Annotated in this window: 14 protein-coding genes; 7 read left to right on the forward strand and 7 right to left on the reverse strand. The window is 44.5% G+C overall.

Features of this window, described 5'->3' with window-relative positions; all coding sequences use genetic code 11:
- The first annotated feature begins 182 nt into the window (after positions 1-182).
- Positions 183-1,583, forward strand: coding sequence for an asparagine--tRNA ligase (gene asnS / locus R7Z77_RS06515; RefSeq protein WP_017636101.1), 1,401 nt, complete (start codon positions 183-185; stop codon positions 1,581-1,583).
- Positions 1,584-1,674: 91 nt separating this feature from the next.
- Here asnS and R7Z77_RS06520 read toward each other — a convergent pair whose 3' ends face one another.
- Positions 1,675-1,899: a hypothetical protein gene (locus R7Z77_RS06520; RefSeq protein WP_017636102.1), complete on the reverse strand. Its 225-nt coding sequence runs from the start codon at positions 1,897-1,899 to the stop codon at positions 1,675-1,677.
- Between the two features lie 98 nt (positions 1,900-1,997).
- Positions 1,998-3,389 carry a PLP-dependent aminotransferase family protein gene (locus R7Z77_RS06525; RefSeq protein WP_193838082.1) on the reverse strand — a complete coding sequence of 464 codons (1,392 nt, stop codon included), beginning with the start codon at positions 3,387-3,389 and terminating at the stop codon, positions 1,998-2,000.
- Positions 3,390-3,647: 258 nt separating this feature from the next.
- Here R7Z77_RS06525 and R7Z77_RS06530 point away from each other — a divergent pair, with 258 nt between their 5' ends.
- From R7Z77_RS06530 to R7Z77_RS06540, 3 genes are all read left to right on the forward strand, one after another.
- Positions 3,648-3,878 (forward strand): hypothetical protein, encoded by a 231-nt coding sequence (locus R7Z77_RS06530; protein WP_017636104.1) that lies wholly within the window; start codon positions 3,648-3,650, stop codon positions 3,876-3,878.
- 245 nt (positions 3,879-4,123) lie between these two features.
- On the forward strand, positions 4,124-4,423 hold the full coding sequence (locus R7Z77_RS06535; RefSeq protein ID WP_005376885.1) for a hypothetical protein: 300 nt from the start codon (positions 4,124-4,126) through the stop codon (positions 4,421-4,423).
- 332 nt (positions 4,424-4,755) lie between these two features.
- Entirely contained in the window at positions 4,756-5,946 is a 1,191-nt protein-coding gene (locus tag R7Z77_RS06540) for an amino acid aminotransferase (protein WP_017636105.1), read from the forward strand.
- An 89-nt stretch (positions 5,947-6,035) separates the two neighbouring features.
- Here R7Z77_RS06540 and R7Z77_RS06545 read toward each other — a convergent pair whose 3' ends face one another.
- Positions 6,036-6,677 (reverse strand): outer membrane beta-barrel protein, encoded by a 642-nt coding sequence (locus R7Z77_RS06545; RefSeq protein WP_054574733.1) that lies wholly within the window; start codon positions 6,675-6,677, stop codon positions 6,036-6,038.
- A 314-nt stretch (positions 6,678-6,991) separates the two neighbouring features.
- Between R7Z77_RS06545 and R7Z77_RS06550 the strand changes: the two genes are divergently transcribed.
- Both R7Z77_RS06550 and R7Z77_RS06555 read left to right on the forward strand, forming a co-directional pair.
- Complete coding sequence (locus R7Z77_RS06550; protein WP_213967801.1) at positions 6,992-8,881, forward strand: DUF294 nucleotidyltransferase-like domain-containing protein; 1,890 nt, start codon at positions 6,992-6,994, stop codon at positions 8,879-8,881.
- An 8-nt stretch (positions 8,882-8,889) separates the two neighbouring features.
- Positions 8,890-9,609, forward strand: coding sequence for a 3'-5' exonuclease (locus R7Z77_RS06555; RefSeq protein ID WP_005376881.1), 720 nt, complete (start codon positions 8,890-8,892; stop codon positions 9,607-9,609).
- Positions 9,610-9,678: 69 nt separating this feature from the next.
- On the opposite strand, the gene R7Z77_RS06560 is transcribed toward R7Z77_RS06555, so the two are convergent.
- Complete coding sequence (locus tag R7Z77_RS06560) at positions 9,679-11,562, reverse strand: methyl-accepting chemotaxis protein (RefSeq protein WP_005376880.1); 1,884 nt, start codon at positions 11,560-11,562, stop codon at positions 9,679-9,681.
- 231 nt (positions 11,563-11,793) lie between these two features.
- Positions 11,794-13,365 carry a BCCT family transporter gene (locus R7Z77_RS06565; protein WP_005376879.1) on the reverse strand — a complete coding sequence of 524 codons (1,572 nt, stop codon included), beginning with the start codon at positions 13,363-13,365 and terminating at the stop codon, positions 11,794-11,796.
- Between the two features lie 387 nt (positions 13,366-13,752).
- On the opposite strand from R7Z77_RS06565, the gene R7Z77_RS06570 reads away from it, so the two are divergent.
- A complete protein-coding gene (locus tag R7Z77_RS06570) occupies positions 13,753-14,229 on the forward strand; it encodes a MarR family winged helix-turn-helix transcriptional regulator (RefSeq protein WP_005376877.1) in 477 nt (158 codons plus the stop codon).
- 40 nt (positions 14,230-14,269) lie between these two features.
- Here the strand turns inward: R7Z77_RS06570 and R7Z77_RS06575 are convergent, their stop codons facing one another.
- Positions 14,270-14,908: a response regulator gene (locus tag R7Z77_RS06575; RefSeq protein WP_005376875.1), complete on the reverse strand. Its 639-nt coding sequence runs from the start codon at positions 14,906-14,908 to the stop codon at positions 14,270-14,272.
- Positions 14,901-16,256, reverse strand: coding sequence for a cache domain-containing protein (locus tag R7Z77_RS06580; RefSeq protein ID WP_005386831.1), 1,356 nt, complete (start codon positions 16,254-16,256; stop codon positions 14,901-14,903). Before R7Z77_RS06580 ends, R7Z77_RS06575 begins: the two co-directional genes overlap by 8 nt.
- Positions 16,257-16,382: the final 126 nt, after the last annotated feature.

Here is a 16,382-nt window from a genome sequence, read left to right on the forward strand (position 1 = left end):
CTCCCCATCAAAACGAATATAAAGGTTGATGCGAGCGAATTGACAGGTAATATGTCTCGTTGAATCTGTAAAATGCTACCCAACTCAGCGCTTAGCTTGTTTTTTGAACAAAAATGTTATTAGACAAGTACTTTAAGTAAGCGTTGAGTTGAATTTTTACCTCAATGGAGAATATTGAAAACATGACTTACGCGCCTGTATCAGACGTATTGAAAGGTCAGCTAGCAGTAGACAGCGAAGTGACTGTTCGTGGCTGGATCCGTTCACGTCGTGATTCCAAAGCTGGAATCTCTTTCCTTGCCATATATGACGGCTCTTGTTTCGACCCGATTCAGGCCGTGGTCCCAAATAATCTTAATAATTACGAAGACGAAGTATTAAAGCTAACGACTGGCTGCTCTGTTGAAGTAACTGGTAAGATTGTTGAATCTCCTGCAAAGGGTCAAGACTTCGAACTTGCTGCCACTGACGTTAAAGTGGTTGGTTGGGTTGAAGATGCTGAAACTTACCCAATGGCAAAAACTCGTCACTCAATCGAGTACCTACGTGAAGTTGCGCACCTACGTCCGCGCACAAACGTAATCGGTGCAGTAGCACGTGTACGTAACTGCCTATCTCAAGCAATCCACCGCTTCTACCACGAGCAAGGTTACTTCTGGGTATCTGCGCCGTTGATCACGGCTTCAGATGCTGAAGGCGCTGGTGAAATGTTCCGCGTATCTACGCTAGACATGGAAAACCTTCCTCGCACTGACGCTGGTAAAGTGGACTACAACGAAGACTTCTTCGGTAAAGAGACGTTCCTAACCGTATCTGGTCAGCTAAACGCAGAAGCTTACGCTTGTGCGCTAAGCAAAGTTTACACTTTCGGCCCTACTTTCCGAGCTGAAAACTCAAACACAAGCCGCCACCTAGCAGAATTCTGGATGGTTGAGCCTGAAGTTGCGTTCGCAGAACTGGATGATGTAGCGAAACTGGCTGAAGACATGCTCAAGTACGTGTTTAAAGCAGTCCTTGCAGAGTGTCGCGATGACCTTGAGTTCTTCGCTCAACGCATCGACAAAGAAGCAATCACTCGTCTAGAGCAGTTCGTTTCTTCTGACTTCGCGCAAGTTGACTACACTGACGCAATCCAGATCCTTCTTGATTCAGGTCGTGAGTTCGAATTCCCAGTTGAATGGGGTATCGATATGTCTTCTGAGCACGAGCGTTTCCTTGCTGAAGAACACTTCAAAGCACCTGTAATCGTTAAGAACTACCCGAAAGACATTAAAGCATTCTACATGCGTGCTAACGATGACGGTAAAACAGTTGCAGCGATGGACGTTCTAGCACCGGGCATCGGCGAAATCATCGGTGGTTCTCAGCGTGAAGAGCGCCTAGACATTCTAGATGCGCGTATGCGTGAAGTGGGTATCGATCCTGAACATATGAGCTGGTACCGCGATCTACGTAAATACGGTACAGTGCCACACGCAGGCTTCGGTCTAGGCTTCGAGCGCCTAGTATCTTACGTAACTGGTATGGGCAACGTTCGTGACGTGATCCCATTCCCACGTACTCCTCGCTCTGCGAACTTCTAATCACTTTTTAGTGATATTGAATTAAAAAGACCTCCCATGTGGAGGTCTTTTATTTTGTACGAATGATTTTCTAGCAACCGATGTATACACTCTAGTTGTTATTTTCGTCGTCATCCTCATCTGCTCGCGCTGCGTATTTTACTCCAACCACACACAAGCCAAACATCACAAATGGGATAACGGCAGCAGTGTATTCCGTCCAAACCATATGAGAGAAAGATTTCGCCAATATCAAGTGTGCAAACACCAACAAAAATGCGCTAAAAATAGCAACACCCATCAACCTAAGTTCATGCTTTACCAACTGCTTTTTCATTACGGCTCCTAACCTAAATGGTTGTCTGCCCATGATTGAAACACAGCTTCGGTATCGTCCACTGATACAGTTTGAGCAAAAAACAGGTAAACAGTTGGCTAATGAAGTAATTCTCCGACCGTCTTCACGGCTTGTTCTAATTCATCATTTACAAGTAACGATGTATTAAGCCTCAGGTAGTTCTCATAATTTGGAGCGATAGAAAACAACTGACCAAATGCTACAGTGATGTTCGCTTCCAATAACTTCTGATAAATCGCTTTTCCGCACTTTGTTTTCGGCAGTTCTATCCAAAGAAAATAGCCGCCTTCCGGTTCCGTGTAACGAATCGATTGGGGAAAGTACTTATCAACCAGTTCAATAAACGCCAATTGCCGCTGCTCAAGATTCTTTCGCAGTTTTCTAAGATGGCTATCATAACTATCGTTTTGCAAGTAATGCGCGATACCCTGCTGGATTGGTGCACTGCCTGACAACGTCGAGATAAGTTGCAGCTTTTGAAGTTGCTCATTGAAGCGTTTGTTTACCACCCAGCCCAGCCTATAGCCAGGGCAAAGGCTTTTTGAAAATGATCCACAATGCAACACGCGCTCTTGTGTATCAAAAGCTTTAAGTGAGCTTGGCTTTTTTTCAGAAAAATAAAGCTCTGAATACACATCATCTTCGATCAAGTACACATCGTATTTGTCAGCCAGTTCGACGATACGTTGCTTCTGCCCGTCACTTAATAAGGTTCCTGTTGGATTGTGAAAGTTAGTCATTAACCAACATGCGCGAACATCATTGCCGGCAAAAGTCGCTTCAATTTGATCCACTGAATGTCCAGTTAACGGATCCACCGTTATTTCTATCGCCTTTAGACCTAAACGTTCAATCGCTTGAAGTGCGCCATAAAACGTCGGTGATTCAACTACAACAGTATCTCCAGGCTGGGTCACGGCCTGAAGGCTCAAATTCAATGCTTCTAATGCGCCAGAAGTAACGACAATATCATCATGGGTAAACACCATACCTTGTTGGATGTACCGTTGAGCAATCAAACGGCGTAGAGACTCACAGCCCGGCGGCAAGTTATCCAATAACGTCTCTGCCCCCATCTTCCTGCCTGAGCTGGCTAGGTTGCGGTTTAGCGCTTCTAATGGGAACAATGCAGGGTCTGGAAACGCGGAGCCAAACTTCACCGCATTCGGTGAGGCCTGATTTTTGAGGTAGTCGTAAAGTTCATCGTTGATGCTAGAGCGATAAACGGAAGTGGCTGGAGAACTCGGTTCGAAGCGGTCCAACTCCGCAGTCACAAAGTATCCAGACTGAGGTTTCGCTGCGACCCAACCTTGTGCTTCGAGCAGCTGATAAGCTTGTAATACCGTACCTGCGCTGACAGAATGGTTTCGGCTTGTTACACGCACTGATGGCAGCTTTTCCCCTGCTCTCCATGTATTTTGCTGAATCTGCGTTTTGAACAGCTCAGCCAGTTGACGGTATCGGTTCATGTTTCCCTCATTTCACTTACAGCCGCACCATAGCATACTTCGCGCCAGCATTCTGATATGGGAGTATTCAATTTAGCAACGTAATTTATCAAGCTTATAATAGATATTTCAGCCACGAAGTGAGCGTTTATATCCCATACTTTGACTGTTACACACATATTGCCTTACATCTTTGCAATACCTAAAAGCCAAGGTTTTACGTTGGACTGAGTGCGTTAAACTCACTTCGAACTACTGTCTTTAAATCAGGAGGAAGCGATGAAAGTTTTTACAATGGACGATCTCTCGTATCGCGGAAAACATAAAGGTGTACATAGTTGGGACCATCCTGGCAGTACCACCCCTTATTATTGGCATCCTGATTGGCTGCATATCGCTGAAGATGCTTTGGGTGAACACAAAAAGGCTGACCTTGAAGTCCCTGATGGAGAAACAGCGACAGAAGAGCATGCAAAAGCGGCGATTCTCAAACACTTGAATGACGAGTAGTTTAGGCTCTATCACCGTTCAAGAATAGCATTAGGTAGGCGAATCCATCGTTGTATGCTTTAAACACAAATAAAGCTAAAACCTGCCAAATAGTAAATTCTTCTGAATGAGAAGTACGCATCTTCTATAGCGTTCAAAGGGCAAAATAAGTCGATTGTTATCACATTAATTTTCATTACATCTGTTACATTTAAATAGTAATGGTGATGCACACCTCAACTCATGGATTATGAGAGAAAACAATAATGGCGAAATACAACGAAGAAGATATTAAATACAAAGGTGAATCCAACGGCGTACATTCTTGGAGCTCTCCTTCCGGCCAACCTTATTACTGGCACCCAGATTGGCTACACGTTGCGGAAGATGCGACGGGTACGCATCCGAAGCAAAAACTTGAAGTTGAAAAGACAGAAGTACCAACCGAAAAGCACGCATTAAAAGCGATCTTAAAGCATATGAACGACTGGGCGACTGAAAAACTTTCTTCTAACCCTGACATCGAAACCAATGCGGTTGAGTCGGAAATCAATCTGAAGAAATAACCCCAACCGATATCCATACTTCTAACAGTAAACGCTCCACCTTTGGTGGGGCGTTTTTGTCTCAACAAATCCTCACTAGACAATTATAAACGCGTTAACGCAAAGCACTGAATTGAAACGATTGGGATGTGTGCAAAACTTCTCCAACCATGGCATAAATGCCCTTCAAACTCTGTGTCTACCAAACGTTTTCATGGCAAAAACTTTAGTTATGTTAGAATTCTGTTTCAAATCGCAACTTTTTTAGGTTTTCTTTTCAGTAACGGTTGTAACCAATATTGCTGAAAGGTATAAATGTTAGCACACCCCTTCGATTAACATGGATGAAGATTATGTTTGAAAAAGTAGTTGCCGCTCCGGCTGACCCTATTCTTGGCCTTACTGAAGAGTTTAAAAAAGATGCTCGCGCAGACAAAATTAACCTTGGCGTAGGTATTTACAAAAACGAGCAAGGCGAAACTCCCGTTCTTGCGACAGTAAAGAAAGCTGAAGCAGCACTTGTTGAAACTGAAAAAACCAAATCTTACCTAACCATCGAAGGCACAGCAGAGTACGGTATTGCAGTGCAAAAACTGCTTTTCGGCTCTGATGCAGAAATTGTAAACGAAAAACGCGCTAAAACAGCGCAAGCTCCGGGTGGTACTGGTGCACTACGTGTTGCCGGCGAGTTCATTAAACGTCAACTAGGCGATGTAAAGATCTGGATCAGCAATCCTACATGGGCGAACCACAACGGCGTATTTACTGCTGCTGGTATCGAAACGGCACAATACAGCTACTACAATGCTGAAACAAAAGACAAAGACTTCGACGCGATGCTAAATGATCTGCAATCTGCGTCTGAAGGCGACATCGTGCTTCTACACGGCTGCTGTCACAACCCTACAGGGATCGATCCTACAGCTGAAGAATGGGAAACATTGGCGAAACTTGTCGCAGAGAAGAAGTTGCTTCCTCTGTTCGACTTCGCCTACCAAGGCTTTGCTAAAGGTGTGGAAGAAGATGCTGCAGGTCTTCGTACTTTTGCTAAATACAACAAAGAAATCCTAGTCGCGAGCTCTTTCTCGAAAAACTTTGGCCTATACAATGAACGCGTAGGTGCCTTCACGTTAGTAGCTGAGTCAGAAGAAGTCGCAACAACCGCTTTTTCTCAAGTTAAAGCCATTATTCGCTCTATCTACTCTAACCCACCTGCACACGGCAGCGCTGTCGTGACTCACATTCTTGGCAACGCCGAAATGCGTGCGGAATGGGAAGCTGAAGTAGCAGAAATGCGTGACCGCATTCAAGAAATGCGTGAACTATTTGTAGCGACACTAAAAGCAGAGGGTGTGGACGCAGACTTTAGTTTCATCGAACGTCAAAATGGTATGTTCTCTTTCTCTGGTCTTTCTAAAGAGCAAGTTAACCGCCTTAAAGAAGAGTTCGGTATTTACATTGTCGGTTCTGGCCGAATCAGTGTTGCTGGTATGACGAAGTCAAATATGGGCCCTCTGTGTAAAGGCATTGCAGCGGTTTTATAATCGACTGTCGCATACTTTATTAAAAGGAAAGGTCAGCATAAGCTGACCTTTTTTGTTTTAACTTAACGCCAAAAACGAACCCGTCCGATCTAGTAGACAAACTTCAAACTCAGCCCTACTTCATTGACGTAATCTGAGCTTTCACCGCTGTAATCAGTATCTCTAAACTGATAAAAAAGACCAGTGCCGATGACTTTATGCCATTGGTAGTTAAAACCGATCTTAAAATTGTTCTCATCAACGATATCACTACGGTTAAACTCCACTTCAGCTGTCGCAATAAGCTTTTCACTGAGCAAGTAATTCACCCCAACAGTTACAGCTTGAATCAATTCGCTATCGGAAGACAACGTATTATCCGTTTTGTCGTCCGTCGCTTTCGCTTTGATTGCGCCTATTCCATATATCCCGTAGATATCGAATTGCTCTGTAACTCCATAACGGTAACCACCACCAAACAAAAGGCGGTCAATGCGAAGAGTAAAATCATCCGGATGGAAAAACTGCGCTGAGTAATCAACATTAAACAACCAGTTCTCAGTAAACAAATAGTTACCACCGAGTCCAACTGTGGTCGCATTAGAGTTATCTAACCATTCTTCGTTTGTCGTTCCGGCACCAACATCCAAATGAATGTGTTCGTACCCAAATTTTTCTGCTTGGTCCATGACCGCTGCGCTTGATATCGCCGGCAAAGCAGCTAAAGAAACAAGCAATAAATTTCTCACCATTCGACTTCCTTTCATGAGAATTATCTAAACACTGTATTCCATCGCCTGAGCTACTTGGCTCAAAAAGAATAGCGTAATCTAAAGACGTGATAACGATCTGAAACAGCCAAAGAGCTAATCATTCATCACGAAGAAAACATATCGACGACGTCTTTTTCAATTGAGGTGATCATATAGTAGTAAAAATGAAGCTCCCTTATCGTGCGATATGTCAGAATCTTATGACTGAGCACGAAAATTGCGGTTCAGATAAGACTCTGTTTTAAAACTAAGTTAAGATTACTTTATTATTTGCGAACTAAAAGGCGCCTTCGATGGATGCAGAACTTCTCGAGATTTACAACTTTCTCGCCAAGTATCCCCCGTTCAATGAACTCCCTGAAGAAACACTAAACAAGGTGACAGAGAGTGTCGAAATCTCGTACTACCGAGAAGATACCCCCATCATCCATTTTGGAGACTATATCCAAGATTTATACGTGGTGCGAAGCGGTGTTGTTGAAGTTTATCGACGCAAAGGTGAGCTGTATAACCGCCTTGACGAAGGTGACCTATTTGGCCAGATGGGCATGCTCACCAATAACAAAGTCCGCTTTCCGGTAAAAGCCATTGAGGATACCCTGCTCTACTGTATTCCTGGTGACATTTTCCAAGAAATTTACGATAACTTTGATTCCTTTGCGGATTTTGTTGAAGTTGAAAATAGCGCTCGTTTACGCCAAGCCATTTCAGAAAACAAAGACGCCAATGACCTGACGACGTCGAAAGTGAAAACCTTGCTAACTGGCGATGCTCATACGATTGATCGTGGTCAGACAATCCAGCAAGCCGCGCAGCAAATGGCGAATGACAACGTATCGGCTTTACTTATCGTCGACCCAGATTTCCTTCGTGACGAAGACGATCCACAGTCCCCAGTACTTGGTATCATTACTGACCGTGACTTGTGTACCCGTGTGTTAGCTGAAGGTTTGTCCCCACAGGACGATGTGTCTAGTGTGATGACCACGGAGGTCATGTCTCTTGACCACAACGCTTACATCTATGAAGCAATGTTAACGATGCTGCGTTACAACGTACATCACCTACCAGTGGTAAAAAACCAATTACCAATCGGTATTATCGAAACAACCGACATTGTTCGTTATGAATCTCAGAATTCGTTGTTGTTGGTGAGTAGTATTTTCCAACAACAGACTATCGAAGATTTAGCCGTTGTTGCCGAAGAAGTGAAAAGCAGCTTCGTGCGTCTGGTCAATGAAGATGCCAACTCTCACATGGTGGGTAGCGCGATGTCGGTCATTGGCCGAAGCTTCAAACAGCGTCTGCTAGAAATGGCAGAAGAAGAGCTTGGCCCACCGCCAATTCCTTATTGTTTCCTTGCACTTGGCTCAATGGGGCGAGATGAGCAACTGTTGGTGACTGACCAAGATAACGCCATCATTCTAGATGAGACCTATCAAGAAGAGAAACATGGTAAATACTTCGAAGCCCTAGCAAAATACGTCAGCGATGGGTTAGATGCCTGTGGCTACAAATATTGCACAGGTGATATTATGGCAACCAACCCACTATGGCGCATGACTCGTTCAGAGTGGGAAGAGTGTTTTGCTGACTGGATTGATAACCCGAACCCGAAAGCACTACTCAACGCCTCCATCTTTTTCGACTTGGATGGTGTCTATGGCCGCTTAAAATGGGCAGAACAGTTAACTAGCTTTATTGTTCGTCGCGCTCGAAAGAACAACCGCTTCTTAGCGTGTTTGGCTCGTAACGCACTAAACAGAACACCACCTCTAGGCTTCTTTAAAGACTTCGTGATGGAAAAAGATGGCAGACACAACAACTCCATCAACCTCAAACGTCGCGGTACTGCTCCTCTGGTCGACTTAATTCGTGTTCACTCTCTGGCAGTTGGCTCACGTGCACAGAACTCGTTTGAGCGTCTCGACGACATCATTGACGCTGGCATTTTGCCAAAAGGTCGAGCACAAGACTTAAAAGACGCGTTAGAGTTTATTTCCATGGTGCGTATTCGTCACCAAGCGACGGATGTGGAACTAGGCATTGATCCTGATAACAATATCGAACCAGAAAACCTCTCTGAGTTTGAACGTCGCAACCTAAAGGATGCATTCCAGATCCTAAGCAATGGTCAAAATTTCCTTAAGTTCCGCTACCAAGCGAACAAGAGCTTTAAGTGAGGTTTAGCATGATTAAAAAGCTCTTTCAGAAGCCAACCATTCAGTGGCCAACGAAGTTTGAACAAAAGCTGGAGATGGCGAAGGATGAGAATTTAATTGCGTTTTATAGCAACAAGCCGCCTGCTCCAGAAACACCGTTATCTGAGGTGGAGTTCGTGGCGTTAGATTTCGAAACGACGGGTTTGAATCCTGAAAAACATGACATCATTACTATTGGTTTGGTGCCGTTTAACCTGAAGCGAATTTTCCTACGTAACTCGCGTCATTGGAAGGTACGTCCACAGCGTGCACTCGATGAAGATTCAGTCATTATACACGGTATTACTCACAGCGAATTGATCGATGCACCTGACTTAGGCGATATCTTAAGCGAGCTGCTACCATGCTTAAGCGGGAAAATCATTGTTGTTCATTACCGTCGTATCGAGAGAGAGTTTCTGGATAAAGCGCTCAAAAGCCGTTTAGGGGAAGGTATTGAGTTTCCTGTTTTAGATACGCTGCACCTTGAAGAAACGATTCAACAGAAACGTTCAGGCTCTCTCTGGGAGCGTTTAAAAGGGAAAAAACCAGAATCGGTTCGGCTAGCGCAATCTCGACGCCGTTATGGGCTGCCAGACTATACGCCTCACCATGCATTAACCGATGCAATTGCTACCGCAGAGCTACTGCAAGCGCAAATCGCCCATCATTACAGTGAAGAGCAACCCATCAGTGAGTTCTGGCTGTAGTATACTTCACGCTTAATAGCGATCAAAAAAGGAGCCAGATGGCTCCTTTTTACTTAGGTTGAGACAAGATTACAGCTTAAAGCGTTGAATCTCTTGTTCAAGTTCGTGTGATAGCTCAGACAGGTGAGCAGCTTGTTCTGCTGCTTGATGAGCTTCGACTGACAACTCGTTAGACACGTCACGAATACCTTCAGTGTTACGAGTGATCTCAGTGGTTACCGATGCTTGCTCTTCTGCTGCTGAAGCAATCTGCGTTGCCATATCACTGATACGCTCAACAGCAGTGTGGATTTGCGTCAAGCTCGCTGCAGCCGCATTGGCATCATCAACACTGGTATCAGCTAGACGACGACTGTCACCCATAATACCGACCGCTTTGGCTGTTGTGCCTTGTAGCATCTCGATAGTTTCTTGAATCTCTTGCGTTGAAGCATGAGTACGTTGGCTCAATACGCGGACTTCATCTGCAACCACAGCAAAACCACGGCCTTGCTCACCTGCACGTGCCGCTTCGATCGCCGCGTTAAGTGCAAGTAGGTTCGTTTGCTCTGCAATGCCTTGAATCGTTGATAGAATCGTATTGATGCTATTTCCGTGTGCTTCTAGCTCTTGAATCACATCAGTAGCAACTTGAACTTCTTGCGCTAAGTTCTGAATAGAGCCTTGCGTTTGAGTTACTTGGCTAGAACCATGTGAACAAGCTTGAACCGCTTCTTCTGAGTTACTTGCCGTGCTATCAGCATTACCTGCAATTTCTTGTGTCGCTGCTGCCATTTCGTTCACAGCCGTCGCCACCATGTTGATTTCATCTTGCTGGTAAGAGATACGCTGACTACGCTCCTCAGCTTGCTGTGCTGTCGTGCGTGCTTGCTCTGAAAGCGCAGAAGATACGTGGCTAAGCTTAGTAACCATTGTGTGCATGTTGCCAACAAAACGGTTGAAGTTTTCCGCCAGTTTACCTACTTCATCATCACTGCGTGGCTCTAGGCGTTGCGTTAAGTCACCTTCGCCAGATGCAATTTCTTCCAGTGCATTTGATACGCGGTTCAAGTCACGGAACAAGAAACCAACTAGCCAAGAAACTGCAAGAATAACCACAATCGTGATCGCCACAGCAGTGAACAATAGATCTCGTAGCAATACCGCATGACCTGCTTCTTCTGTTGCGCGATCCATTTCAATCGCAAACATCCAATGCGTACCAGGAACTTTATTGAAGTAGTAAAGCTTCTCTTTTCCTTTGATTACCGTATCTTCGATACGACCTTCATCGGCGGCGCGCTCAATTGCCTCTTCTGAAAAATCTTTTAGAACACTGGTGATAGGCTTAAGCGTCAAGCTTTTATCTGGATGCGCTAAGAAGGTGCCTTCATTCATGTCGATTAGCATCGCATGCGCGTTTTCACCTGCATCTAAGTTAATCACATCGCTGATAAGCTGATCGATCAGTACGTCTGCACCAACAACACCAACAAACTGACCATTTTTCATTACTGGCTCAGCAATGGTCACAAGTAGTGCATTCGTGATTGCGTCTTGATATGCGGCTGTGATGATTTGCTTACCCGCGGCATCAGCATCCTTGTACCAAGGACGTGTGCGAGGGTCATAATCAGCACGGTTACGCTCCGGATGAGAGCGGTACATATCACCGTTTGGTGTACCAAGGAAGATGTCATCGAAGCCACCAGCCTTGCGAGCTTGTTGTAGGAAAGGAACAACGTCTTGCTCGGTCGAGTAGTCGTTGAACGCAGTGGCAATATCTTTACGGATATTGACCCAATCAGAAATTCCCTCTGACGCAGTAGTACTAAGACTTTGCGCACGTGAATAGACACCTGAACGAGTCTGATCAAATAATTGACCAGCCGACAACCAAGTAAGTGCTGTTGCCATCACAACAACAGCAGAAAGGCTTGCGCCTATAAGCTTTTGTTTTAATGATAATTTCATATTTATAGTTTTTTGAGTTGGGAGAACAGTTAAGGTGCATGAATATTACACACTTTTTTACGACTATTCACTAATTTTTAAAAAACAAAATAGCACATTAACTCTTTGTAAAATATGAACTTTCATGTGTCATTTTTTTGTCTCGAGCGTCATAAAAACCGCACAAAAAAAGCCAGCAAATTGCTGGCCTTTTGATTAATTGTTAGTCAAACGGTTTTATAAAATGCCGAATTACTGACGCTCTGTTCTCATACCCATCAATAAGCTCACACACATTGCAAGCAGAATGAAGGTAAATGGCAGTGCTGTAGAAATGGCACCAGCCTGAAGAGCTTGAACCGCCTCGGAGCCACCAATCCATAGCAGAGCAACCGCAATTGCACCTTCCATGAATGCCCAGAAAACACGTTGAAGTACAGGTGCATCAACTTTACCACCTGCCGTGATACTGTCGATAACAAGTGAACCAGAGTCAGAAGACGTAATGAAGAACACAAGTACCAACACAACAGCGATGATAGAAAGCATGCTACCAAATGGAAGAACATCAAACATTTGGAACATAGCGAGAGATACGTCAGTCAAGCCATTTGTGCCCAGCTCACCTACTTTATCAACAACTTGCTCGATCGCCAGGCCACCAAATACAGACATCCAAACAACGGTAACCGCAGTTGGAACCAGCAGAACTGCTGTGATGAACTCGCGAACGGTACGGCCACGAGAAACACGCGCGATGAACATGCCTACGAATGGCGACCATGAAATCCACCAAGCCCAGTAGAACACTGTCCAGCCTTGGAACCAAGCTTCGTCCGTACGACCAAACGGGTTACTTAGTGGGATGATATTCTCTACATATGCCATAAGTGTGGTTGGAATCGAACCTAGGCTCGCCGCCCAACCGATAAGACCAACAAGGAGAAGTAGCAAGAACGCCACAACCATGTTGATGTTACTAATGACTTTAACACCACCATCGATGCCGCGTACGACTGAAACAACAGCAAGTAAAGTCACCACGGTAATAACGACGATTTGCAGACCTAGGCCTGGCTCAACACCAAATACGTGATGAATACCACTTGCTGCTTGCTGCGCACCTAGACCTAGGGATGTAGCAAGACCAAATAAAGTCGCAAGCACAGCCAGAATGTCCACAATGTGGCCAGCCCAACCCCATGCACGATCACCCAGAAGTGGGTAGAAGATCGAACGCATAGATAGCGGTAAACCTTTGTTGTAGGCAAAGAATGCTAAAGAAAGTGCTACAACACCGTAAATTGCCCATGGGTGAAGGCCCCAGTGGAACATCGTTGCACCCAGTGCCAATCTCGCGGCTTCTGGTGTATTTGCCTCAACACCAAGTGGCGTTTCATACCAACCGGTGAAGTAAGCGACAGGTTCTGCAACGCTCCAGAACATTAAACCGATACCCATACCAGCTGCAAATAGCATTGCAAGCCATGACATAAACGAGTAATCGGCAACAGCGTCTTTACCACCTAGTCGAATCTTACCCATTGGTGAGACGATAAGTGCCAAACAGAAAATAACGAAAATGTTACCTGCAATAATGAACAACCAATCGAATGAACCAATAATTTTCCACTTCAGCCCATCAAGTGCCGTCTTTGCGGTATGTGCATCTAGAACTAATGCAGCGACAAGAAACAGCGCAATTAAACCTGCACTAATACCAAAAACTGGGTTATGAACATCAAAACCCCATTTTTGAACGTTGTCCTGACCTACCGTATAGTCGGTACTATCGATACTGTACTTATCTATACCCTTTGTCATCGTTCCTCTCTATTTTTGTAGTGTTTTTACGTACCAAACAAAAAAATCTTTCGAACACGATACGTTTTGCATTCCGTGAAGGCGCAAGATCCTATCATTTGACACGTTTTTGTCTATCTTTTTGCTATTAAAAAATCCAATAACTTACTTTTCACTGTGTGATTACGGCCTTTGATAGAACAAATCACTACTACAATAGTTAGACCACAAACATTTATTGCTATAATAATTTTAGCTCTTCTTATTTTGTCGAAAAGGCGCGACAAAATGGTATTGAGGACACGGCGTAAAATTGTAGAGGTAATTTTTGATTTCCCCCCTTTAAATAAGGGCGCATTTAAGTTAGTGTCGCCTCGATAAATGTTCCCTACAGACTGGATGAATAAATTGGAAAAGTACGAAGAAGTATTGGTCTCGATTCGTCAGATCATCCGCGCTATTGATTTACATTCTAAAAAGCTGAGCAAAGAGTCTGGATTGACTGCTCCACAGTTGATTTTGATGCGCGCTATCAATGACTTAGATAACGTGACGATTAAACAGTTGTCTAGCCACACTAACATGAGCCAAGCGACCGCAACGACCATTCTAGATAGACTAGAACGAGGCCAGTTTGTTGAGCGTCAGCGCAGTGTTCAAGACAAGCGTAAAGTGCATGCTGTACTTACGAGCAAGGGCCAAGAAGCCTTAAAACAAGCACCAACGCCGCTGCAAGAGCACTTCATTAATCGATTCCAAAAATTGGAAGAATGGGAGCAATCCCTTCTACTATCTTCCGTTCAACGCATCTCGACGATGATGAATGCAGAGGACATCGATGTTGCTCCAATGCTAGAGCTTGGTAGCATTACCAAAGCCGATTAGTTTTGCTCCCACGTGCTCGCTTTTTGCGGGCACTACTCTCCTACTCAGTCAACCCAGTTTCAAACGCATATTTTGCTAACTCTGCCGTCGAATGTAAGTCCAACTTGTGCTTAATGTTATGGCGATGCGTCTCTACCGTTCGATAACTAATATTGAGTAAAGTGGCGATTTTCTTGCTGCTGTTTCCTTGAGCAACTAATTTAAGTACCGCTTCTTCCCTGCGGCTGAGAGGATTCGTTTTTTGCGTGGCAGGCACCACTTCTTGGGTAAAGAGTGTTTGTGTGACGGATTCACAGAAATACGTCGAGCCTTGGTTCACCGTTTTTATTGCTTGCACCATTTTCTCGGCCGAGATTTCCTTGAGCATATATCCTACGGCACCAGCTTGCATGACCTTCATGATGTACTCGCGATTATCGTGCATGGTCAACATAAGTATTTTGCTCTCTGGGCGAGCTTCTTTAATCACACCAGTCGCTTCAATACCGTTCATTATTGGCATGCTGATATCCATCAATATGACGTCCGGTTGCAAGTGCTTTGCGACCTCTATCGCTTCCAAGCCATTGCTTGCTGTACCCACCACTTCGATGTCAGGCTCTAACTCCAAACGAGCCATGAAGCCATCCAATACCACTTGATGATCATCGACAATCACTACACTAATCGGTTTATCCATAAACTATTTCATCCAAATTAAGCAGCACAGTAATCTCTGTTCCCAAGCCAAGCTCACTCATTAGCTCAAATTCACCACCGATGAACTCTACACGCTCTTGCATGTTCCTTAACCCAATCCCTTGTTGGTGCACTGCTTGGTTAACCACAAATCCAACGCCATCATCACGTATGAGTAATTGCAGCATATTGCCCATTTTTTGCAAAGTAACCGTTACTTTTTTCGCTCGCGCATGTTTTTCAATGTTATTCAAAGACTCCTGAGCGACGCGATATAGCGTCGTTGCGACTTCCGAAGTCAGTTTGTGCTGCTGAGTATCGAAATTGCTCTCGATATCAATCCCGGAATGGGAATGAAAATCCTGTAGCAAGGTCGTCAGTGCTGCTTCTAAACCGATATCATCGAGGGCGCTTGGACGGAGCTGATGAGAAATATGCCGCACCTCATTTATCGCGGTGACGAGCGATCGTTGTGATTTATCTAAGTGGGATTTGAGTTTTTCGTCTTCAAGTCTATGACTCATTAAGTCTAAATGACATTTACTGGAGACTAACAACTGATTGATTCCATCGTGCAGTTCTCGCGCTAAATGCTTTTTCTCATCTTCTTGGAACATCACGGTTTTATGTGCCAATTCTTTCAGGTTCTTATCAGCGAGGCGATGCTCGTGCAGATTGATCGCCAAAGTGAGAACAATGATTACAGCAACGGTCACCGCTAAGATCACGACGACTGAGAAAAATGTCGTTTCGATATTTTTGTTCACTGCCGCGCGCATATTGGCGACTTCTCGGCTGACATCCTCAATATACAGCCCAGTCCCTATCATCCATTCCCACTTATCGAGCCATGCAGCGTAACTAAGCTTAGGGACGACTTCACCTGTAGATGGCTTTTGCCATAGGTACTGATGAAATCCACCACCTGATTGCGCTTGATACAATAAAGCTTCGATTAAGCGATCGCCATTTTCGTCTTCAAGATAGAGTAAGTTTTCCCCGACAAGCTCCGGAAGAACTGGGTGTACAAGGTTGGTACCATATTTATCATAAGCAAAAAAATAGCCGTCCGACCCATAACTCAAACGATTTAAAATCGCTTTCACACGCGTTTTGGCAACACTCTCTTCTAAAGTCGGATCGTTGTAGATGTAAGAAATGGAGTCAAAAGCGACGTCGACCGTATCTTTCAGCGCCGCTTCTTTTGATTGGATCAGGTTTTGATGAAAGATCTCTACCTCCCTTTTGCCAAGGGTCTTGGTTTGATAGATAGAGATCCAGCTGATACTCGCTGACACCAATACCACGGGTATCAGTGTCAGCAGAATTAACTTTGCTTTGAGAGGCATCCCTTCCCTCCATGAAACGCTGCCTTTACAGCTTACTATCTTAGCAGTACAAACGAATCGATTGTGTCTGCATAGACATAATTAACAGCTTAACAACTTGTCTCAAAAGGTAAAAACTCTCAGTTC

This window comes from Vibrio sp. 1401, from assembly GCF_033340295.1.